Below are 20,068 nucleotides of genomic sequence, written 5' to 3' on the forward strand. Positions count from 1 at the left end.
AACGCAAAGGTCACATGCGGGCGCCAGGACCCATCGACCATTTTCAGGACAAGGCCCGGACAAAGACTCGGCAAGCGCTCGAGCCGCAACAAATCCGACGGCCGAACGCCCTTTACCTCACCGAAGACCGAAGATCTTCCGGCCACGATGGCGTAAACCAGCAGGCTGCCCGGCCATGGTGGAGCGGGGCAGTGCGGTTCGAGCGTCACCTGTTATCCGATTTTGACATGGCGAGCCCACTGAACGGCGCAGTCCGAATGGCAAGATGCGGTCATCACACAGAGTCGCGACACTCGAAGACGTGTGCTTCCGTCGACTCGCGGCACTGCCGATACCCATCGGCCGTGGCCGACCCCATCGGCACCCCACCCTTCCGCCGGAGGAACACCATGACCGCACGTACCACCCGTCGTACCCCCGCCGCCAAGTCCCGACTGGCAGCGGTTGGCGCGATCGCGGTCGCAGGCACCCTGCTCGTCACCGGCTGCGGTGACCAGACCAAGGACAACGGCAACGGCTCGGACGGCGGCAGCACCGCGGCCGACAGCGCCGCCCCGCTGGCCGACAAGCTGCCGCAGGCGATCCGCGACAAGGGCGTCATCAAGGTCGGCTCGGACATCGCGTACGCCCCGGTCGAGTTCAAGGACGACTCCGGCGAAACGGTCGGCATCGACCCCGACCTCGCCGACGCCATGGGCAAGCAGCTCGGCGTGACGTTCGAGTTCGAGAACGGCACCTTCGACACCCTGATCACGGGTCTGCGCTCCAAGCGGTACGACATCGCCATGTCCGCGATGACCGACACCAAGGACCGCCAGGAAGGCATCGACTCCGAGACCGGCAAGAAGGTCGGCGAGGGCGTCGACTTCGTCGACTACTTCACGGCCGGTGTGTCGATCTACACCGAGAAGGGTGACGACCAGGGCATCAAGACCTGGTCGGACCTGTGCGGCAAGAAGATCGTGCTGCAGCGCGGCACCGTCTCCGAGGACCTCGCCAAGGCCGAGGCCGAGAAGTGCCCGGCGGACCAGAAGCTCAGCATCGAGTCCTTCGACAACGACCAGCAGGCCCAGACCCGCCTGCGGGCCGGCGGTGCCGACGCCGGATCGTCCGACTTCCCGGTCGCCGCGTACGCCGTGAAGACCTCCGGCGGCGGCAACGACTTCGAGCTGGTCGGCGAGCAGGTCGAGGCCGCCCCGTACGGCATCGCGGTCGCCAAGACCAACACCGAACTGCGGGACGCCCTCCAGGCCGCGCTGGAGGCCGTGATCGAGAACGGCGAGTACCAGGAGATCATGGACAAGTGGGGCGTCGAGGAAGGCGCCGTCGGCGAAGCCACCGTCAACGGCGGCAAGTGACCGCGGGCCTCGCGGCGCTGAGAGGCAACACCCGTGACTGTTGACACCGACAAGACGACGGGCCCGGCCGACACCCCGCCGGCCGGCCCGGAGGCCATCAAGGCCATCCCGGTCCGTCACTACGGCCGGTACGTCACCGGCGTGATCGCTCTCGTCCTGCTGGGCTCGGTCGTCTACGCCTTCTCCCAGGGCAGGATCAACTGGAACGCGATCCCGGACTACTTCTTCGACGGCCGTGTCCTCGGCGGTGTGGGCAAGACGCTCCTGATGACCGTCCTGGCCATGACCATGGGCATCGTCGGCGGCATCGTGCTGGCTGTCATGCGACTGTCGGAGAACCCGGTGACCTCGGCGATCGCGTGGTTCTACATCTGGTTCTTCCGGGGCACCCCGGTCCTGGTGCAGCTGGTGGTCTGGTTCAACCTGGGCCTGGTCTTCGACTACATCAGCCTCGGGCCGGTCTACCGGGACGAGTGGTCCGACTTCATGACCCCGTTCCTGACCGCGCTGCTCGGCCTCGGCCTCAACGAGGCCGCGTACATGGCGGAGATCTGCCGTGCAGGTCTGCTCTCGGTCGACGAGGGCCAGACGGAGGCGTCGCACGCGCTGGGCATGAGCCACACCAAGACGCTGCGCCGCGTCGTCATCCCGCAGGCGATGCGCGTCATCGTGCCGCCCACGGGCAACGAGGTCATCAACATGCTGAAGACGACCTCGCTGGTGTCCGTCGTCCAGTACTCCGAGTTGTTCAGGGTGGCCCAGGACATCGGACAGACCTCCGGGGCCCCCGCGGAGATGCTGTTCCTGGCGGCGGCCTGGTACCTGCTGCTGACCTCGGTCTTCAGCGTCGGCCAGTACTACCTGGAGCGTTACTACGCCCGCGGCTCCACCCGGCAGCTGCCGGCGACGCCGTGGCAGAAGGTGAGGGCGAACATGCTGTCCCTCGGCCGCCCGAAGGGAGGCGCGGCATGACCGACCAGGTGAAGGCGAGCACGACGGGCACACCGGTGAAGAACTCCTCCGTTCCCATGGTCAAGGCGGAGGGCGTTCACAAGTCCTTCGGTCTCGTGGAGGTCCTCAAGGGCATCGACCTCGAGGTCAGGACGGGTGAGGTGTTCTGCCTCATCGGCCCTTCCGGCTCCGGCAAGTCCACCTTCCTGAGGTGTATCAACCACCTCGAGAAGATCAACGCCGGGCGTCTTTACGTCGACGGTGAGCTGGTCGGCTACCGCCAGAAGGGCGACAAGCTGTACGAGCTCAAGGACAGCGAGGTCGCGCTGAAGCGCCGGGACATCGGCATGGTCTTCCAGCGCTTCAACCTGTTCCCTCACATGACGGCGCTGGAGAACGTCATGGAGGCGCCGGTGCAGGTCAAGGGCGTGAGCAGGGCGCAGGCCAGGGAGCGCGCGGGGCAACTGCTGGAGCGCGTGGGCCTGGCCGACAAGGCCGAGGGCTACCCCACGCAGCTCTCCGGCGGCCAGCAGCAGCGGGTGGCGATCGCGCGGGCGCTCGCCATGGACCCGAAGCTGATGCTGTTCGACGAGCCGACCTCGGCCCTCGACCCGGAACTGGTCGGTGACGTCCTCGACGTCATGCGCGATCTGGCCGAGTCGGGCATGACGATGGTCGTCGTCACCCACGAGATGGGCTTCGCCCGCGAGGTGGGCGACAACCTGGTCTTCATGGACGGCGGCGTGGTGGTCGAGTCCGGCCGCCCGCGGGACGTGCTGACCGACCCGCAGCACGAGCGGACGAAGTCGTTCCTGTCCAAGGTGCTCTGACGGCCCACGGGAACACGCGAGGACGGAGGGGCGGTACGGATGATCTCCGTACCGCCCCTCCGGCGTGCGCCTCGTACGGCCGGCTCACTTCACCGCGAGCAGCAGGGTGTCCGAGGGCGAGCACCACACCGGGCGGGCCTCGGCGAACCCCTTTTCGCGCAGCACGCGCGCGTGCCACGCCGCGGACGGCGTGTCACCGTCGGCGTGCTCGCCGTAGATCCCGAAGCGTCGGGCGGTGGGTTCGGCCAGGACGGGGTCCTCGGCCGCGGCCTTCCACCATTCGGCCCAGTCGAGGGCACCGGCGCGTTTGGCCTGCTCCATGCGTGCGTGACGCTGGGCGCGCTCGGCCGCGTTGATCCGGGGGGTCGCCTCGTCGATCATGTGGTCCGCGTTCATGAAGACACCGCCGTCGCGGACCAGTTCCGCGACCTGTCCGTAGAGGTCCGCGAGAGGTTCGCCGTGCAGCCAGTGGAGGGCGGTCGCGGTCAGTACGGCGTCGTAGGAGTCACGGGGAAGCCGGGCGGGCCAGTCGGGGTCCTTGAGGTCGGCCGTGACGAAGGCGACCCGCTCGTCGTCCGCGAAGGTGCCCTCGGCGATGGTGAGCAGCGCCGGGTCCAGGTCGACGCCGGTGCTGGTGGCGTCCGGGAACCGGGCGAGCAGCCGGGCGGTGATGGTCCCCGTGCCGCAGGCGAGGTCCAGGACGCGCGGAGAGGTGCCGACGACGGCCTCCATCATGTCGAGCATGATCCGGAACCGCTCCTCACGGTCGGGCATGTACCACTCCTGCTGGCGGTCCCAGCTCTCCTGCCAGGCCTGCCAGTCCGCTGTCACCGCGGCCCCGACCGCCGTCGTACTGATGCTCGAGTCCATCATGCAGCTCTCCCGTATCCATGAAACGTAATACCCTTTAACTACAGTCACCTGTTACTTGACCGCAGGCACGACCATAGACCTCCCACGTAAGGACTACAAGTGGAACTGGCCTATTACTCAGACTACGCCCTGCGTCTCGTCAACACCGAGGAGCCGGCCCGGGGCAAGGACACCCTGACCTCGGTGGACGCCGTCCGTGACCTGTTCGGTGCCAACCAGTCCGCGGCGCGGCGCGCGACCGAGGCGGACGTGACCCGGTTCCGTTCCGTCCGGGCCCGGCTGCGCGCGGTCTTCGAGGCGGCGGACGCGGGCGACGAGACCCTCGGCGTCGACCTGCTGAACTCACTGCTGCTGGAGTTCCCGGTGAGCCCGCAGATCTCCGGGCACGACCACCGTGACGACGACGGCCGCCCCCTGTGGCACATGCACCTGGCGGACCATCCCTCCAACCCGACCGCCGGCTACGCCGCCATCGCCGCGATGGGTCTGGCCTTCCACCTCACCGAGTACGGCGTCGACCGCCTCGGCCTGTGCGAGGCGCCGCCCTGCCGCAACGCCTACCTCGACACCTCGACCAACCGCTCCCGGCGTTACTGCTCGGACCGCTGCGCCACCCGCGCCAACGTGGCCGCCTACCGCGCCCGCAAGCGCCTGGAGGCCGAGCGGGCGGTGAACACCGGCCGGGCCGCCGACAGCGCCCAGCCCAGCACGGCCAGCGGCGAGCGCTGAGCCGGTTCGCGCGGCCGGTAGCGCAGGCGGACCCGGCCGAGCACCAGTTCGTCGGGCACCACCCCGTAGTCGGTGCTGTCACCGCCGGCGTACCGGTTGTCCCCCAGCACCCACCAGCCGCCCTCGCGCTGCTCGGCGATCCGCTTGACCACGAGCAGATCCTGCTGGAACGGGTGTCGCAGCACGACTACGCATCCCGGCCCGACCGGGGCTCCGTAATGCACCAGGAGCCGGTCCCCGTGGTGCAGCGTGGGCACCATGGACGGCCCCGTCACCTCGGCCACCCCGAAGGGCAGCGGCGCCCTTGCCCGCCCGGCGTCCTGCGACAGCTCCGGCATCACCCGGCACCTCCCCGGTTCTTCCTCCACCAGTCCCAGTCTGACCCCGGACTTTTGTCCTAAGCCCCCGGGGGCACTCGAGAAAACCACTCCTCCACGGAGTAATGTCCCCTGTGAGAAGACGATCACGAGGAAGGATTGCTCCATGCTTTCCCGCCTGTTTGCCCCCAAGGTCAAGGTCAGCGCCCACTGCGACCTGCCCTGCGGCGTGTACGACCCGGCCCAGGCCCGCATCGAGGCGGAGTCGGTGAAGGCCGTCCAGGAGAAGATGGCCGGCAACGACGACGCCCACTTCCAGGCCCGCGCCACGGTCATCAAGGAGCAGCGCGCCGAACTGGCGAAGCACCACGTCTCCGTCCTGTGGAGCGACTACTTCAAGCCCCCGCACTTCGAGAAGTACCCGGAGCTGCACCAGCTGGTCAACGACACCCTGAAGGCCCTGTCGGCCGCCAAGGGTTCGACCGACCCGGCCACCGGCCAGAAGGCACTGGACCACATCGCCCAGATCGACAAGATCTTCTGGGAGACGAAGAAGGCCTGATCTCTGGCTAGGCGTTCTGACCTGCGGTTTCGCGGGTAACGTCGCCTACCTGTCCGCACCCGGTCCGCAGGCCGCCAAGCACGGCGTCCATGACGGCCCGGGTGCGGTCTTCTTCCCCGGGCCACAGGTGCGCGTAGATCCGCAGCGTGATGACGGCGGACGCGTGCCCGAGGACGAGCTGCACCTGCTTGACGCTCGCGCCGCCGGCGATGAGCGCAGAGGCGTAGAAGTGCCGCAGGTCGTGGGTGACCATGTGGGGCAGCTCGATGGCCTTACGACGTGGTGCGCGATTGAGCTTGGGGCGTGCCGGCCTGGCGGGTTGGCTGGTGGGTGATCACCTTTCGGCGGCGTGGTCGGAGAGCAGGCCGGCGACGGCCCGGTAGCTCTCATCGAAGTACTTGCGGCGTCCGAGGAAGCGCTGGAGGGTTCGCCACTGCTTGTGCTCGGCGTTGGCGTGCTCCACGCAGATCCGTTCCGAGGACTGCTGGTGGCGCTCGGTCTCCCAGACGGCAACTTCCTCGGGTGTCGCGTCCTTCTTCGGTTTGAGCGGCGGGGCGGTGACCTGGCAGGGGAACTCCTTTGCCAGGCCTCGGTATCCGGCGTCGACCTTGGCCTTGACCTGGGGAAACTCCTTGAACAGGTCGGCGATGCCCTCGGTGCGCACGGCGGTCTGGTCGTGCACGCGGCCGGGCCGGAACGCCCCCGCCCACAGCGTGCGGCCCTTCTCGTCGGTGATGACGGTGGCCTTCTTGGTGTTCATCCTCTTCTTGCCCGAGACGAACGCACGGCGGCCGGGCTTGTTGGCCCGTGGTCGGCGCACCTGGACCTCCGTGCCGTCGATGCGCAGCTCGACGCCTTCGGCCGCAGCGTACGAAAAAACGTCCGCCAGGGTGCGAAGGCGCAGGTCGGGGCGGGCGGGGACGGCGAATCCGCGGGCCGCCAGGAGCGGCCGGATCTCGTGGACGGCGCGGGTGAGCGTGGAGCGGTCCACCCGGTACAGCTCCGCCAGGGCCGCGTGCGGGAGCTGGAAGCGCAGCACGACCAGGGTGACGATCACTCGGTCGACGAACACCAGATCGTGGTTCGGGCCGGCTCCTGGCGCGCGCTGACGGTCGTGACCTCGGCGTTCACGCAGCCGCCCCTCTTCCGCGGCCAACCAGGAGTCGGCAAGCTCGACGACGAGTTCGCCAAGGCGCCGCGGGGCAAGGCCGGTGAAGATACGCTTGGACAAGGCCGTGCGGCCAAGGTATTGCGTCACAACAACACCCAAGCCGCACGGCCTACTTCATGCCCCGACAGTGCCCCGATCGTTACCGCGCACCACGTCGATACGGCTCGCACCCGACCCGGCGGTCGTCGCCGAGCTGCTGACCCGGCCGCGGGGCCGCTCGCTCGTCACCGCGTTCATGCACGACCTGATGGCGCGTGCCACCGGTGACCGCACGGGCTGGCTGGCCCTGCTGGAGATGCGGCTGGAGGCCACCCGGCACCCCGAACTGCTCACCTCCTACACCGCCTCGGCCCGCTTCTTGCCAGGCAAGTGAAGCGAGGAGGCACGTCGGCAGCCAGGGCCGAACGTCCCTGTCGGGACGGGAAACCTGCCCGATCGCGTTCGGTCGGGCCCGGCCGGACGCGGGCGGGACGTCGGCCGGTCACGGGGTGCGGGGCTCGCGCCACATCGGCCACATGTGAGGGCCGTCCGGGAGCGACAGGGGCTCGCCGGCCGGGGCGAAGCCGAGACGTTCGTACAGCAGACGGCTGCGGGCGCTGCTCGCCTCCAGATAGGCCGGCCGCCCCTCGCGGTCGCAGCGGTCGAGGACCGGACCGATGAGCGCGGTGCCGAGTCCCTCACCCTGCCGGCCGGGGGTCACGCCGATCATCCACAGGTACTCGTGGGCCCGCCCGGTGGGGTGGACGCCCGCCGTCAGCCGGCCGATCATCTCCACCCGCTCGTTCTCCGGGTCGACGGCCTGGCGCACCTGCGCAGGCCCCTCGTCGTCCGCCCGGTCCCCGTCGCCGTGGTCGTCGGCCGGCATCGACGTCCACAGCGCGCACGCCGAGCCGTCCCCCGTGACATCGATGCGTCCTGCGGCAAGCACGATGTCGGTAAAGGCTCCCATCAGCCTGTGGTGCGTCGTACGGCGGTACTCCACGCCCGGGAAGACCCAGCCACTCACCGGGTCGTCCTGGAACGCCTCGTCCAGGAGCCGGACCAGCAGCTCCCGGTCCCCGTCCCCAGCCGTCCGGATCGCCACACCCATGTCCGCTCCTTCGCCTCAACCATCCTCTTCTGTAAGGGGGGTGACCCTATCGGGACGGCGATGCCCGGCGGGACTCTGTTGCTCCATTGCGGAGAGGGACGCCGGCCTGTCGGCGGGGCGCAGGGAACGGGTCTCGTGAGGAGGCGGTCCGGCGCCCCGGCCGGCCCCTCTGGGATGCGGTGCGTGACCCTCCCCCGAATTGAGCAGCAGAGTCCGGCGGGACTCTGCTGCGCAATTACCCGGCGTGATGACGCCGTGCCGATACGGCCTTCAGAGCGCGTCGCAGATGCAGGCAGGCCGGGCGCGGCCGAGCCCTGAAAGCATGGCACGTGATCGCTCGCCGAATTGAGCAGCAGAGTCCGGCGGCAGGGCAAAGACAGGCGCGCGGCGGGGACGGCAGGACTCGCACACCATGGGAAAGTGGGGGGCCGCCGAGCCGGAACCACGGCCGCCGTACGGGTGGGTCCCGCACGGCACCGGTGGCCCGGCGGCCCGAGCCGCTCTGCCTACGTGGTGCGCCGTGTCACGAACTCGGAGAGGGCCAGCAGTCCGCCCGCCGCCTCCGGGTCCGGCACCGCGCGGGCCAGTTCCTGCATCATCCGGGCCATGCGGTCGGCAGCCTGGGCCTGTGCCCAGTCGCGGCCGCCCGCCCGTTCCACGGCAAGGGCGATGCGCTCCAGGTCCTCCCCAGCATGCGGGGCCGTGTACAGCGCGGCGAGTTCGGGGGCCGCCGGAGTGCCGGAGGTGAGCGCGGCGACCACTGGCAGGGACTTCTTGCGGGCGGCCAGATCCGCACCGGCCGGCTTGCCGGTGCGCCGTGGGTCTCCCCATATGCCGATCACGTCGTCGATCAGCTGGAAGGCCAGTCCCGCCTCCCGGCCGAACGCGTCCAGTGCCGCCACGTCCGCCGTCCCGGCACCCGCGTACAGCGCACCGAGCGCACAGGCGCAGCCGAGCAGCGCGCCCGTTTTCGCCTCAGCCATGGACAGCGTCTCGTCGAGGGTGACCTCGTCGGGAGCGCGCCCCTCCATGGCTGTGTCCACCTGTTGCCCCGCGCACAGTTCCACGACACAGTCCGCGAGCCGGGCCACCGCGGCCGGGGCCGACGGGTGCGGATCCTCCGCGAGCAGTCCCAGGGCGAGGGCGTGGAGGGCGTCCCCGGCGAGGATCGCGTCGGCGTCGCCGAACACGGTCCACACGGTGGGCCGGTGGCGCCGGGTGGTGTCCCGGTCCATCACGTCGTCGTGCAGCAGCGTGAAGTTGTGGACCAGTTCCACCGCGACGGCCGCCCGGACGGCCGTCGCCCGTGCGGCACGGCCGCCGAGGGCGGAGGCCGTGGCGAGCACCAGTGCGGGGCGGATCGCCTTGCCGGAACCGCCGTCGGCCGGGGCACCGTCCGCGTGCTCCCATCCGAAGTGGTAGCGGACGATCCGGCGCAGCGGGCCGGGCAGCGAGCCGATGGCGGCCCGCAGCACCGGGTCGACCTCGGCCCTCGCCCGCTCGAGCAGAATCGTCGCCTCGTGGCCCTCCACGGGAGGGTGCACGTCCTCCCTCCCCGTCTTGAGTTCGGTCGTGGACTCACCTCTGGACCCGTCCCGGAAAATGGGCGGAGGTGGCGCTTCCGCCGGTGTCGCGCGCGTGCCCCCGGGGTGCACCCGCCCAGGTGGGCGAGGACACGGCGGGCGGGCCGAGAGATCCCGGAAGGTCACCGCCAGCGGCCGATCTCGACGTTCTCCAGAACGCCGAGCGCGTCCGGCACCAGGACCGCGGCCGAGTAGTAGGCCGTGACGAGGTACTTGATGATGGCCTGTTCGTTGACGCCCATGAACCGCACCGACAGGCTCGGCTCGATCTCGTCGGGGATGCCGGAGGCCCGCAGGCCGATGACGCCCTGGTCCTCCTCACCGGTACGCAGGGCGATGATGGAGGTCGTGCGTTCCTCGGTCACCGGGATCTTGTTGCACGGGAAGAGGGGGACGCCCCGCCAGGTGGGGATGCGGTTGCCGGCCATGTCGATGGTCTCCGGCACCAGCCCGCGCTTGTTGAGCTCGCGGCCGATGGCCGAGATCGCGCGCGGATGGGCGAGGAGCAGCTTGGTGCCGCGCCGCCTGCTCAGCAGTTCGTCCAGGTCGTCGGGGGCGGGTACCCCGTCGTGCGGCTGGATCCGCTGGTCGTACTCGCAGTTGTGCAGCAGACCGAAGCCGCGGTTGTTGACGAGTTCGTGCTCCTGGCGCTCCTTCAGCGCCTCGACGGTCAGCCGGATCTGCTGTTCCGTCTGGTTCATGGGCTGGTTGTAGAGGTCGGCCACGCGGGAGTGGATGCGCAGCACGGTCTGGGCGACACTCAGTTCGTACTCGCGGGGCTTGGCCTCGTAGTCGACGAAGGTGTGCGGGATGTCGGGTTCGCCGCTGTGGTCGGCCGCGAGGTCGATCTCCTGCTCACCGTACTTGTTGGTGCGCCTGCTGGGGGCCGAGCGCTGCTGCTGGAGGTGTTCGCCCAGTGTCTCGGCCCGCTCGGCGACCTGCTGGACGGCGTCACGCGGCAGCACGAGCACGGTGCAGGCGGTCAGGGTGCGGGTGGTGTACTCCCAGATGGCGTCGTCGTCCAGCAGCGCCTGGTCGCCGAAGTAGGCGCCGTCGGCGAGGACTCCGAGCGACTCGTCGTCGCCGTAGGGGCCGGTGCCGACCTTCTCGACCCTGCCGTGCGCCAGCAGGAACACCTCGTCGGCCGGGCTGCCGAACGAGGCGATCACCTGGCCTGCCTCGATCTCCCGCTGCCGGCAGCGGGAGGCCAGCTCCGAGAGCACCTCCTCGTCCTCGTACGACCGCAGGGCCGGCAGCTCGCCCAGCTCGGCCGGGATGACCTCGACGCGGTCGCCGGTCTTCACGAACGTCACGCGTCCGTCGCCGACGGCGTACGTCAGCCGCCGGTTCACCCGGTATGCGCCGCCCTGCACGTCCACCCAGGGCAGCATGCGCAGCAGCCAGCGCGAGCTGATCTCCTGCATCTGCGGTACGGACTTGGTGGTGGTGGCCAGGTTCCGCGCCGCGGCCGTGCCGAGACTCTGCTGCCGGGTCTGCTCGGTGCGGACCTCTTCGCCTACCGACATAAGGAATTGCCCTCCCAGTTGTGACCGATGCCCATCCGTGCCGGGCGCCGGTCTCCGCGACAAAGCCTTCCTCACGTAACGTGTCCGCGGTATTACCCGAAAGAGCGGGAATGGATCTTCAACTGTGTGGGCATCCATGGGGGTTCCGTTCAGCGGCGACCCCGTGGCCGGACATTGTCCGGATCGGCTCGTACCGGGCCCGGACGATGGGTTGCGCTCGCTCCGTTCAGGTACGAGCACCGGTACGAGGCGACTGCGACCGGCAGCCGTCGCGCTGCGAGAAGGAGGGTGGACATGACCCCACCCCTGTCCGCGAGCGCGTTCCTGAGCGCCCTGAAAGCGGAGGGTCCCACGGTCGCCGAGGTCGGCGACTGGCGCGACCACAACCGCAACCACAAGGGCCCGTGGGGGCCGGTGCACGGCGTGATGATCCATCACACGGTCACCCGGGGCAGCGCCCGGACCGTGGAGCTGTGCCGCAAGGGCTACTCGGGGCTGCCGGGACCGCTGTGCCACGGTGTCATCACCCAGGACGGCAAGGTCCACCTCGTCGGCTACGGCCGTGCCGACCACGCCGGCCCGGGCGACGACGACGTCCTGCGCGCGGTGATCGCGGAGAAGCGGCTGCCCGCGGACAACGAGCAGAACACCGACGGCAACCGGCACTTCTCCGGCTTCGAGTACGAGAACCCGGGCGACGGGAAGGATCCCTGGCCCGCGGCGCAGTTGGAGGCCGTCGAGAGGGCCGCCCCGGTCTGCCGCCGCCACGGCTGGAACGAGCGGTCGGTGATCGGGCATCTGGAGTGTCAGCCGGGAAAGGTGGACCCGCGCGGGTTCACGATGGCGTCGACGCGGAAGCGGATCCTCGACCGGCTCAAGTGACGCACGCGGGCACACGCGGCGTACGGGAGAGCGCCGGGACCGGGGGTCGGCGGCGATCCGCCGGAAGCTGTCGCCCGGCCCCCGGGAGTGCGGCACACCCGCTTCCGACGTGGCGAGCCACCCCACGTCGTCGACTCTGCTGCTCAATTCGGCGAGCGATCACGTGCCGTGCTTTCAGGGCTCGGCCGCGCCCGGCCTGCCTGCATCTGCGACGCGCTCTGAAGGCCGTATCGGCACGGCGTCATCACGCCGGGTAATTGCGCAGCAGAGTCGTCGTCCCGGGCAAAGGCCCCGCCGTGCAGTACGTGGCCCCCGTAGCCCTCGGCGTTCTCCACGCCCTGTCGATGCACCTCGTCCGCGAGCCGCACCGGCGGCGCCCGAACGCCGTCGTGCTCGCCGGCGCGGGCGCCGCCCACCTCAACGGGTCGGCCTGGGCGGCTGGACGTTCGCCTTCGCCGCGCCGATGCCCTGCGTCGCGTTCCGCGGCCTGGATCCGTGGACGTTCACCGGCATCGGCCGGCTGTCGCACACCGCGTGGGACGTCGTCCACCACCTCGAGGGCAACCCGATCATCCCGTTCGCCCACACCTCGTCGCCGGGCTGCGCGATCTGCGACCCGGTGATCGCCCTGCGGTGTCTTCGGCGCGGCCCGTCCCTGGTCACCCTCGCCCGCCGCCGACGGCGCGGGTCCCCCACCGGGACCGACCGGGAAACCCGGTCCCGCCGGACCTGTCGGACACTCCGGCGCTCCAGCGCCGGAGCGCCGGCATCGAACAAAAGTTCAAGCCAACCGCGCACATCGGTCGCGTGCTCCTTTGAAGCCCGGTTGGACTCCGTTGCCCAATTCCGAGCGGTCGCCGGTCAGGCTGTGAGCATGTAGGCAAGGCGTTCGAGTCTGCTGGTCCGGGGTCTGCCGAGCGGGGTGGTGCTCCAGTAGGCGTCGAGGCGGATGACGTTCAAGGCGGTGGCGGAGAAGACGTGCTGGAGGCGGACCTTGGCCAGTCCTCGGTAGCGGGCCCGGCGGATTCCGGTCATGTCCAGGGCCTGGTTGATCGTGCCCTCGACCCCCGCGCGCAGCTTGTACTTGTCCCGCCAGGTCTGGGTCTTCTGCACGGCGCGGGCGGTGGCCTGGATCTCGTGCAGCTCTTTCGGCCGCAGGGTGAGCATCCGACTGACCCGCCGGGAGGAAGTGCACTGCGTCCTTGACGGGCAGGCCCGGCAGTCGGTGGAGGCGAACTGGGCGACGATGGCGGGCCTGCCGTGCTGGGTGACCGGATACCACCCGGCGCTGGTGCGACCGGCCGGGCAGGTGACCTGACGGGCCTTCCAGTCGACGCGGAAAGCACTCTTGTCGAACCCCGCAGCGGCCTTGGACTGCGGCGAGTGGTCGGCCAGCAGCGGGGTGACCATCGCGGTCCCGTCCTTGCCGGCGGCGGCCACCAGGTCCACGCTCGGATAGCCGGAGTCCAGATAGTGCTCGCCCGGGCGCAGACCGCGCTCATTCAGGCGCTGCTGGATGCCGGCGGTGGCCTTCACGTCCGGCACCGTCGCCTTCGTGGTGTGCACATCGGTGATCAGGTTCGGCGGCGCCGCGACGCGCTTCCCGCTCCCGGCTTCGGCTTCGGCTTCGGCTTCGGCTTCGGCTTCGGCTTCGGCTTCGGCTTCGGCTTCGGCTTCGGCTTCGGCTTCGGCTTCGGCTTCGGCTTCGGCTTCGGCTTCGGCTTCGGCTTCGGCTTCGGCTTCGGCTTCGGCGGGAGTATGGCAGGTCTCGGTCAAATGAATCTTGTAGCCCAGCCAGAACAGCTCCTCGCCCTTGGCCGCCCACCGCGCATCCGCATCGTAGGGAGAGGCCAGGCGGATATGACCGGGCGGGACGCCGTCCACCTCGGCCTCCCGCTTCCTGATCACCTCCCGTCCCCGCGCGCCGGTCTCGATGTAGTAGGTCTGCACCAGCACCTGCCGCAAAAGCTCAACCGCGGGAAGCTCCGCCAGCCACGGCGGGGCGCCGGGCGCGCGCACCGCCCGGCACAGCATCAGCGCGTCCTGCCCGAACACCACCGCGAGCCGGTCCCGCTTGGTCTTCGAGGCCGGCAGCTTCCACCCGTCCACGCGCGGACCGTAGCGGTGCGCCAGTTCGGTGACATCCACCGCGCCTGCCAGCCACTCGGGCGCGGCTGCGGCCAGCACCTCCAGCGCGGCGCGCACGCTCTCGCCCGCCAACTCCAGCCGGTTCAAGTCCCTCACCGCGCTGATGACATGGGTGGAGTCGCTGCGCTGCTTGCCGCCGGCCGCAACGAGTCCCTCGGTGCGGCAGCACTCCAGGAGCCGGTCGAAGACCAGGCGTTCCATGCCGTGCTCGATCAGGCGTGCGCGGAACTTGGCCAGCACGCTGAAGTCGAAGCCGGGATCGGTCAGCTCGGCGCCGATCGCGTACTTCCAGTCGATCGCGCGTACCGCCATCGCGGTGGCCTGCCGGTCGGTCAGGTCCTCGGTGAACTGCAGGACAGTGACCAGCGAGAGCACCGCCGGGGACAGCCCCGGGGCACCGCGCACCCCGAACGCGTCGGTGTACGGCTCATCGGCGAAGACCGCTTCCATCCGGTCTCGCAGGCGTATCGGCAGGCTCCCGGCCGGGAAAGCGGCCCGGGCCACCCTCGCTGTCTCCTCCGGAACCGCAGGCAGCCCCTCCGGCCGCATCGACATCCGCACCATCCCAGGGCTCGCACCACTCATGACGACACGGCAGATCATCTCCCACTGCGCATCGCCGCCGCGGCGAATTGGGCAACAGAGTCCGGTTGGCAACGGCAGAATCCAGCCATGCTCACTTCACCCGCCCGACGCCCGGCCCGTCCGGCGTCCGGTCTCCCCAGCCGGGCGACAATGGCCCGGTGACCAGACCGGAAACCCCCGATTCCCCTTCCGGCCCCAGGCCGGGCGCCCGTTCCAGCCCTGAACCCGCCGCCTCCGGCACCGCGACCTCCACCGCCCCGGCCTCCGTCACCTCCGTCACCTCCGCCGGTCCCGGAGGCGTCGCGGGTCTGCGCCCCCGGCTGCCCTCGCCGGTGCAGGACGTCGTGGACGAGCGGTTCGAGCGGCACGGCGTCCGGCTGGTGCTGAAACGGGACGATCTGATCCACCCGGAGCTGATCGGAAACAAATGGCGCAAACTCGCGCCGAACCTGTCGGCGGTGACCGGACGGACGGTGCTCACCTTCGGCGGCGCCTACTCCAACCACCTGAGGGCCACCGCCGCCGCCGGGCGGCTGCTCGGGCTCCCCACGGTCGGCGTGGTGCGCGGCCAGGAACTCGCCGGCCGCCCCCTCAACGCCTCGCTGGCCCGGTGCGCGGCCGACGGCATGCGGCTGCACTTCGTCGACCGGACGACCTACCGCCGCACAACCACACCGGAGACGCTCGCCGCCGTCCTGCGCGACACGGATGCCCGGGACGCGTACGTCGTCCCCGAGGGCGGCAGCAACGCCGCCGCCGTGCGCGGCTGCCGTGCGCTCGGAGAGGAGCTGGCGGGGCGGGCGGACGTGGTCGCGGTGGCGTGCGGCACCGGCGGGACGCTCGCCGGGCTGGCCGCCGGACTCGGCTCCGGTGAGCGCGCGTTGGGCGTTCCGGTGCTCAAGGGCGGCTTCCTGGCCGCCGGGACACAGAGGCTGCAGGCCGAGGCGTTCGGCGGTCCGCGCGGCGACTGGAGCCTGGACGACCGCTTCCACTTCGGCGGCTACGCCCGTACACCCCCGGAACTCGATGCGTTCGCCGCGGACTTCGAGCACCGCCACGGCGTACCCGTCGAACGCGTCTATGTCGCCAAGTTGCTTTACGCCCTTGTCGCCCTGGTGGAAGAGAACGCGTTCCCGCGCGGGAGCACCGTCGCGGCCGTGGTCACCGGGCACCCCTTCCCATGAGCAGGGACGCGTGGACAAGGGCGCCCCGGTGTCCTGCGAAGCGACCCGAGAGGACTCCGATACCGGACGGTTCGACCGTCTGACGTCTGGGTACGTCAATGCGGCGCGCGCTCTTCCCATTCGGGCCCACAGACCCCTAGCCACGGAGCGTATTCATAGGTTTACTATGAGTAACCGCGTGAGGTCGGGGTCCCGGGGACAGGACTGTCCGGGGCGCGGTAGCGTCACCGCTGAACCACATATCGCGTTGTCCGGGGGCGACCCCGATCCTGAACGCTTGTACCACCTTGGAGGTGAGGGTGTCCCAGATCGCAGGCGAGCCCGCGACCCAGGACTTCGTGGAAGTCCGGCTGCCGGCCGCGGGTGCCTACCTGTCGGTGCTGCGTACGGCCACGGCCGGCCTCGCGGCCCGTTTGGACTTCACCCTCGACGAGATCGAGGACCTGCGCATCGCGGTCGACGAGGCCTGCGCGATCCTGCTTCAGCAGGCCGTGCCGGGTTCGGTGCTCAGTTGCGTCTTCCGCCTCGTCGACGACTCGCTCGAGGTCACCGTCTCGGCGCCCACCACGGACGGTCACGCGCCTTCGCGTGACACCTTCGCGTGGACCGTGCTGTCCGCTCTCGCGGGCAAGGTCTCCTCCGCCGTGGACGAGGACAGAACCGTTTCGATCAGCCTCTACAAACAGCGCGGCGCGGGACCCGGGCCGGCGTGAGGAACGAGGACGGGCCGGTGCGGGACGAAGAACGCGGCACACGCGAACTGCCGGCCGAGCGGATGCCGGGCGGCGTCGACCCCGTCGACGCCATTCCGGAACAGGCCCGGCCGCATCCGGAGGACGACTCCGCGGTGGCCGGGGCTCCGGACGGCGGGCAGCACGACGCCGCCGCACGGAACATGCCCGAGGCCGGGCGGCCCGCCGTCTCCCCCGGCCACGGGGGAGACCGTGTGCATGCGAAGCCGACGGCGGGGGACGAGGCGAGCGCTCGGGGAAGGACGACGGGCGGGACGATGAACGAGCACGAGCGACACGCCGAGAGCGAGGTGCCGCGGATGCCGGGCGCAGAGAGCGCCCGGCGGACACCGGACACCCCCGGGACGCACGGCGGCGCACAGCGTGACCCGCAGGACCGCAGCGGGGCGCGTGCCTTGTTCCTCGAGTTGCGCATGCTGCAGGACGGCAGTCCGGAGTACGCGGAACTGCGCAACCGGCTGGTCCGCATGCACCTGCCGCTCGTCGAGCATCTCGCGCGCCGTTTCCGCAACCGCGGGGAACCGCTGGACGACCTGACACAGGTCGCCACCATCGGCCTGATCAAGTCGGTCGACCGTTTCGACCCGGACCGGGGCGTCGAGTTCTCGACGTACGCGACCCCGACGGTCGTGGGCGAGATCAAGCGGCACTTCCGGGACAAGGGCTGGGCGGTACGCGTGCCGCGCAGGCTGCAGGAGCTGCGGCTGGCGCTGACGACGGCCACGGCCGAACTCTCGCAGCAGCACGGCCGCTCCCCCACCGTCCACGAACTCGCCGAGAAGCTGGCCATCTCGGAGGAGGAGGTCCTGGAGGGCCTGGAGTCCGCCAACGCGTACTCCACGCTGTCCCTGGACGTTCCCGACACCGACGACGAGTCCCCGGCGGTCGCGGACACCCTGGGCGCGGAGGACGAGGCGCTGGAGGGCGTGGAGTACCGCGAGTCGCTGAAGCCGCTGCTCGAGGACCTGCCTCCGCGCGAGAAGCGGATTCTGCTGCTGCGCTTCTTCGGCAACATGACCCAGTCGCAGATCGCCCAGGAGGTCGGGATCTCGCAGATGCACGTCTCCCGGCTGCTGGCCCGCACACTGGCCCAGCTGCGGGAGAAGCTGCTCGTGGAGGAATGAAGTCCCGAGAGCCCGCCCGGACCGTGAAACGTGCCCCGGGCCGTGGAGCGTGCGGCGTTACTTCTCGGCGTTCCCGGGCCCCCGGATACCGAGGGCCCGGGCCGTCTCGGGATTCAGCAGCAGCACCAGGGCCGTGACGGCGACCACCGCGAGCGCGATTCCCGCCGGGATGGCCACGCTGTCGGACTGCAGCAGGTTGTAGGCCACCGGCAGGGCCAGGAGCTGGGTGATGACGGCCGGGCCGCGACTCCAGCCGCGGCGGCCGAGCAGCCCGCGCGCGGCAAGCAGCGGCAGCAGGGCGAGGACCGCGAGCGTCACTCCGCCGGTGACGGCCTGCTGCCGGTCGTCCGGCTCGCCCGTGAGCCCGAGGACCAGCATCCAGACCCCGCCGACCAGCAGGGCCAGCCCTTCCAGGGCGGCGAGCCCCGCGGCGTACGTCAGGCGGCGCGGGCGGGGACCGGCGGCGCCCGGGGCGGTGGTGGGGGTCTGCTCGCTGCTCACCCCTGAAGGGTAGCCCTCGCCCGAGCGCCTCCATGCGGAGGTTCACGCCCCCTCCCGTGCCCGTGCCACCCCCGAATCCGTCCCTGGTCACACCCCTGGTCCCACCTCTGATCCCGCTCACCGCCTCGCCTCGGCCTGGGCCCCGGTACCACCCAGTAGGTACCCTGCATCGCATGCGTGCACTTCTCGTGGTCAATCCGGCGGCAACCACGACGAGTGCGCGCACGCGCGATGTGCTGATCCACGCCCTCGCCAGCGAGATGAAGCTGGAGGCGGTCACCACCGAGTACCGCGGCCACGCGCGCGACCTGGGCCGGCAGGCGGCGGAGAGCGACGACATCGGCCTGGTGGTAGCCCTCGGCGGCGACGGCACGGTCAACGAGGTCGTCAACGGCCTGCTGCACGCCGGCCCCGACCCGGAGCACCTGCCCGGCCTCGCCGTGGTCCCCGGCGGCTCCACCAATGTCTTCGCCCGCGCCCTGGATCTGCCCAACCACCCCGTGGAGGCCACCGGCGCCCTCCTGGACGCGCTGCGCGAGGGCCGCGAACGCACCGTCGGCCTGGGCCTGACGTCGGGCACACCGGGAACGGACGACGAGGGCGTGCCGGCCCGCTGGTTCACCTTCAACGCGGGGCTGGGCTTCGACGCCGGTGTGGTCGGCCGGGTGGAGCAGCACCGGGAGCGCGGCAGGAAGTCCACTCACGCGTTGTACATGCGTCAGGTCGTGCGTCAGCTGGTCGGTGAGCCCCATCGCCACAGCGGTGTGATAACGCTCGAGCAGCCGGGCGAGGACCCGGTCACCGATCTGGTGCTCTCGATAGTTTCGAACGCTTCCCCGTGGACGTTTCTCGGCAATCGCCCGATCTACGCGTCACCTAAGGCCTCGTTCGATACCGGCCTCGACATCTTCGGTCTGAAACGGCTGTCCACCCTCGCCGTTGCCCGGTATGGCACCCAGTTGCTCACTTCGTCCCCCGAGCGCGGACCCCTGGGCCGGCACGTGGTCGCAGGGCACGATCTGACCCAGTTCACCTTGCATTCGAAGGTGCCACTCCCCCTCCAGATGGACGGCGACCACCTAGGACTGCGAACCAGCGTGACGTTCACAGGCGTTCGCCGTGCACTGCGTGTGATTGTGTGAGCGGAAAACACTAAACTCCTTTCACTCGAACGTTTAGACCAGGATCCACCCCATGGAAGTACGGCTGTGACCTAGTCGACACCGATGAATCAAAAAAAACTTTCCGCAAGGGGTTGTATCCGCCGCCGAGGTTTGCGAGTCTCTACATGGCGATCGGGACGGCCCGCAACATCGGCCTCCACAGATCGCCGGAACCCCTCTTCAAACCCAAGGACCACGCCAGGCGATCTGGCGTTCGGCCCTTCCCTTGTTGAGGGATTCGTGAAAGCGTTCACATTCACAAGCATATGTAGTTCATACCAAGGAGAGGTAGCAGCCATGGACTGGCGTCACAACGCCGTTTGCCGCGAGGAAGACCCCGAGCTCTTCTTCCCCATCGGCAACACCGGTCCTGCGCTGCTGCAGATCGAGGAAGCCAAGGCCGTCTGCCGTCGCTGCCCGGTGATCGAGAGCTGCCTTCAGTGGGCACTCGAGTCCGGTCAGGACTCCGGCGTCTGGGGTGGTCTCAGCGAGGACGAGCGCCGTGCGATGAAGCGCCGCGCCGCCCGCAACCGGGCCCGTCAGGCCTCCGCCTGACCACCCACCCCTGCTGACAGCCTGAGCTTGGCGGCGCGTACAGCGCGTACGCATCTCCCGCCCCCGAGCCGCAGCACGCAGTTCCCCGGTGCTCCCCCGAGTTCCCGGCTCACTTCGAGCCGGAGGGGAACCCATCAGTCAGGCAAGAGCCCCGGACGGTCGACCGTCCGGGGCTCTTCGCTGC

19 protein-coding genes and 3 pseudogenes are annotated in these 20,068 nt (G+C 70.0%); 13 read left to right on the forward strand and 9 right to left on the reverse strand.

The window, feature by feature from the left end:
- The first annotated feature begins 389 nt into the window (after nucleotides 1-389).
- The 3 genes from HUV60_RS10305 to HUV60_RS10315 are packed head-to-tail and all read left to right on the forward strand — an operon-like array spanning nucleotide 390 to nucleotide 3,139.
- The gene (locus HUV60_RS10305; RefSeq protein ID WP_257847713.1) at nucleotides 390-1,358 is read left to right on the forward strand and encodes an ABC transporter substrate-binding protein; all 969 of its coding nucleotides are present in this window, start codon (nucleotides 390-392) and stop codon (nucleotides 1,356-1,358) included.
- Between the two features lie 33 nt (nucleotides 1,359-1,391).
- Nucleotides 1,392-2,330 carry an amino acid ABC transporter permease gene (locus HUV60_RS10310; protein ID WP_257847712.1) on the forward strand — a complete coding sequence of 313 codons (939 nt, stop codon included), beginning with the start codon at nucleotides 1,392-1,394 and terminating at the stop codon, nucleotides 2,328-2,330.
- A gap of 56 nt (nucleotides 2,331-2,386) precedes the next feature.
- On the forward strand, nucleotides 2,387-3,139 hold the full coding sequence (locus HUV60_RS10315; RefSeq protein WP_257850104.1) for an amino acid ABC transporter ATP-binding protein: 753 nt from the start codon (nucleotides 2,387-2,389) through the stop codon (nucleotides 3,137-3,139).
- Between the two features lie 84 nt (nucleotides 3,140-3,223).
- Here the strand turns inward: HUV60_RS10315 and HUV60_RS10320 are convergent, their stop codons facing one another.
- Complete coding sequence (locus HUV60_RS10320; protein ID WP_443047508.1) at nucleotides 3,224-4,009, reverse strand: class I SAM-dependent methyltransferase; 786 nt, start codon at nucleotides 4,007-4,009, stop codon at nucleotides 3,224-3,226.
- A gap of 102 nt (nucleotides 4,010-4,111) precedes the next feature.
- Here HUV60_RS10320 and HUV60_RS10325 point away from each other — a divergent pair, with 102 nt between their 5' ends.
- A complete protein-coding gene (locus tag HUV60_RS10325; protein WP_257847710.1) occupies nucleotides 4,112-4,741 on the forward strand; it encodes a CGNR zinc finger domain-containing protein in 630 nt (209 codons plus the stop codon).
- Here HUV60_RS10325 and sodX read toward each other — a convergent pair.
- Nucleotides 4,645-5,079, reverse strand: coding sequence for a nickel-type superoxide dismutase maturation protease (sodX, locus tag HUV60_RS10330; protein ID WP_257847709.1), 435 nt, complete (start codon nucleotides 5,077-5,079; stop codon nucleotides 4,645-4,647). The two genes, HUV60_RS10325 and sodX, sit on opposite strands and share 97 nt — an antisense overlap.
- A gap of 145 nt (nucleotides 5,080-5,224) precedes the next feature.
- Here sodX and sodN point away from each other — a divergent pair, with 145 nt between their 5' ends.
- Nucleotides 5,225-5,620: a superoxide dismutase, Ni gene (sodN, locus tag HUV60_RS10335; protein ID WP_257847708.1), complete on the forward strand. Its 396-nt coding sequence runs from the start codon at nucleotides 5,225-5,227 to the stop codon at nucleotides 5,618-5,620.
- Between the two features lie 7 nt (nucleotides 5,621-5,627).
- Here sodN and HUV60_RS10340 read toward each other — a convergent pair.
- Both HUV60_RS10340 and HUV60_RS10345 read right to left on the reverse strand, forming a co-directional pair.
- Nucleotides 5,628-5,903 (reverse strand): annotated as a pseudogene (locus HUV60_RS10340) (tyrosine-type recombinase/integrase); the annotation flags it as partial.
- Between the two features lie 51 nt (nucleotides 5,904-5,954).
- Entirely contained in the window at nucleotides 5,955-6,851 is an 897-nt protein-coding gene (locus tag HUV60_RS10345) for a transposase (RefSeq protein ID WP_257847707.1), read from the reverse strand.
- 97 nt (nucleotides 6,852-6,948) lie between these two features.
- Between HUV60_RS10345 and HUV60_RS10350 the strand changes: the two are divergent.
- Nucleotides 6,949-7,146: pseudogene (locus HUV60_RS10350) on the forward strand (TetR/AcrR family transcriptional regulator); the annotation flags it as partial.
- A gap of 126 nt (nucleotides 7,147-7,272) precedes the next feature.
- On the opposite strand, the gene HUV60_RS10355 reads toward HUV60_RS10350, so the two are convergent.
- The 3 genes from HUV60_RS10355 to HUV60_RS10365 form a co-directional block, all read right to left on the reverse strand.
- Nucleotides 7,273-7,881, reverse strand: coding sequence for a GNAT family N-acetyltransferase (locus HUV60_RS10355; RefSeq protein WP_257847706.1), 609 nt, complete (start codon nucleotides 7,879-7,881; stop codon nucleotides 7,273-7,275).
- Nucleotides 7,882-8,387: 506 nt separating this feature from the next.
- Entirely contained in the window at nucleotides 8,388-9,425 is a 1,038-nt protein-coding gene (locus HUV60_RS10360; RefSeq protein ID WP_257847705.1) for a family 2 encapsulin nanocompartment cargo protein polyprenyl transferase, read from the reverse strand.
- A 161-nt stretch (nucleotides 9,426-9,586) separates the two neighbouring features.
- Nucleotides 9,587-10,990, reverse strand: a complete 1,404-nt coding sequence (locus HUV60_RS10365) for a family 2B encapsulin nanocompartment shell protein (protein ID WP_257847704.1) — start codon at nucleotides 10,988-10,990, stop codon at nucleotides 9,587-9,589.
- Between the two features lie 294 nt (nucleotides 10,991-11,284).
- Between HUV60_RS10365 and HUV60_RS10370 the strand changes: the two genes are divergently transcribed.
- Entirely contained in the window at nucleotides 11,285-11,872 is a 588-nt protein-coding gene (locus HUV60_RS10370) for a peptidoglycan recognition protein family protein (RefSeq protein WP_257847703.1), read from the forward strand.
- Nucleotides 11,873-12,168: 296 nt separating this feature from the next.
- Nucleotides 12,169-12,554 (forward strand): annotated as a pseudogene (locus HUV60_RS10375) (DUF6010 family protein); the annotation flags it as partial.
- 179 nt (nucleotides 12,555-12,733) lie between these two features.
- Here HUV60_RS10375 and HUV60_RS10380 read toward each other — a convergent pair.
- Nucleotides 12,734-14,524, reverse strand: coding sequence for a transposase (locus HUV60_RS10380; RefSeq protein WP_269441168.1), 1,791 nt, complete (start codon nucleotides 14,522-14,524; stop codon nucleotides 12,734-12,736).
- Between the two features lie 389 nt (nucleotides 14,525-14,913).
- On the opposite strand from HUV60_RS10380, the gene HUV60_RS10385 reads away from it, so the two are divergent.
- The 3 genes from HUV60_RS10385 (at nucleotide 14,914) to HUV60_RS10395 (ending at nucleotide 17,665) form a co-directional block, all read left to right on the forward strand.
- Nucleotides 14,914-15,789 (forward strand): 1-aminocyclopropane-1-carboxylate deaminase/D-cysteine desulfhydrase, encoded by an 876-nt coding sequence (locus tag HUV60_RS10385; protein ID WP_257850103.1) that lies wholly within the window; start codon nucleotides 14,914-14,916, stop codon nucleotides 15,787-15,789.
- Nucleotides 15,790-16,088: 299 nt separating this feature from the next.
- Complete coding sequence (locus HUV60_RS10390; RefSeq protein WP_006136266.1) at nucleotides 16,089-16,502, forward strand: anti-sigma factor; 414 nt, start codon at nucleotides 16,089-16,091, stop codon at nucleotides 16,500-16,502.
- 17 nt (nucleotides 16,503-16,519) lie between these two features.
- On the forward strand, nucleotides 16,520-17,665 hold the full coding sequence (locus tag HUV60_RS10395) for an RNA polymerase sigma factor SigF (RefSeq protein ID WP_257847701.1): 1,146 nt from the start codon (nucleotides 16,520-16,522) through the stop codon (nucleotides 17,663-17,665).
- 57 nt (nucleotides 17,666-17,722) lie between these two features.
- Here the strand turns inward: HUV60_RS10395 and HUV60_RS10400 are convergent, their stop codons facing one another.
- Nucleotides 17,723-18,166, reverse strand: a complete 444-nt coding sequence (locus tag HUV60_RS10400; RefSeq protein WP_257847700.1) for a hypothetical protein — start codon at nucleotides 18,164-18,166, stop codon at nucleotides 17,723-17,725.
- A gap of 173 nt (nucleotides 18,167-18,339) precedes the next feature.
- On the opposite strand from HUV60_RS10400, the gene HUV60_RS10405 reads away from it, so the two are divergent.
- Nucleotides 18,340-19,308 carry a diacylglycerol/lipid kinase family protein gene (locus HUV60_RS10405; protein ID WP_257847699.1) on the forward strand — a complete coding sequence of 323 codons (969 nt, stop codon included), beginning with the start codon at nucleotides 18,340-18,342 and terminating at the stop codon, nucleotides 19,306-19,308.
- Between the two features lie 318 nt (nucleotides 19,309-19,626).
- Nucleotides 19,627-19,884, forward strand: coding sequence for a WhiB family transcriptional regulator (locus HUV60_RS10410; protein WP_030219886.1), 258 nt, complete (start codon nucleotides 19,627-19,629; stop codon nucleotides 19,882-19,884).
- Nucleotides 19,885-20,068 lie beyond the last annotated feature (184 nt).

Source organism: Streptomyces sp. KMM 9044 (genome assembly GCF_024701375.2).
Taxonomy (GTDB): Bacteria; Actinomycetota; Actinomycetes; order Streptomycetales; family Streptomycetaceae; genus Streptomyces.

What these genes read in the sequence shown, in the direction of transcription:
- HUV60_RS10405 (WP_257847699.1), top strand. Translation starts at nt 18,340, where the DNA reads ATGCGTGCACTTCTCGTGGTCAATCCGGCGGCAACCACGACGAGTGCG.
- sodX (WP_257847709.1), bottom strand. Translation starts at nt 5,079, where the DNA reads ATGCCGGAGCTGTCGCAGGACGCCGGGCGGGCAAGGGCGCCGCTGCCC.
- HUV60_RS10305 (WP_257847713.1), top strand. Translation starts at nt 390, where the DNA reads ATGACCGCACGTACCACCCGTCGTACCCCCGCCGCCAAGTCCCGACTG.
- sodN (WP_257847708.1), top strand. Translation starts at nt 5,225, where the DNA reads ATGCTTTCCCGCCTGTTTGCCCCCAAGGTCAAGGTCAGCGCCCACTGC.
- HUV60_RS10410 (WP_030219886.1), top strand. Translation starts at nt 19,627, where the DNA reads ATGGACTGGCGTCACAACGCCGTTTGCCGCGAGGAAGACCCCGAGCTC.
- HUV60_RS10365 (WP_257847704.1), bottom strand. Translation starts at nt 10,990, where the DNA reads ATGTCGGTAGGCGAAGAGGTCCGCACCGAGCAGACCCGGCAGCAGAGT.
- HUV60_RS10370 (WP_257847703.1), top strand. Translation starts at nt 11,285, where the DNA reads ATGACCCCACCCCTGTCCGCGAGCGCGTTCCTGAGCGCCCTGAAAGCG.
- HUV60_RS10320 (WP_443047508.1), bottom strand. Translation starts at nt 4,009, where the DNA reads ATGGACTCGAGCATCAGTACGACGGCGGTCGGGGCCGCGGTGACAGCG.
- HUV60_RS10315 (WP_257850104.1), top strand. Translation starts at nt 2,387, where the DNA reads ATGGTCAAGGCGGAGGGCGTTCACAAGTCCTTCGGTCTCGTGGAGGTC.
- HUV60_RS10355 (WP_257847706.1), bottom strand. Translation starts at nt 7,881, where the DNA reads ATGGGTGTGGCGATCCGGACGGCTGGGGACGGGGACCGGGAGCTGCTG.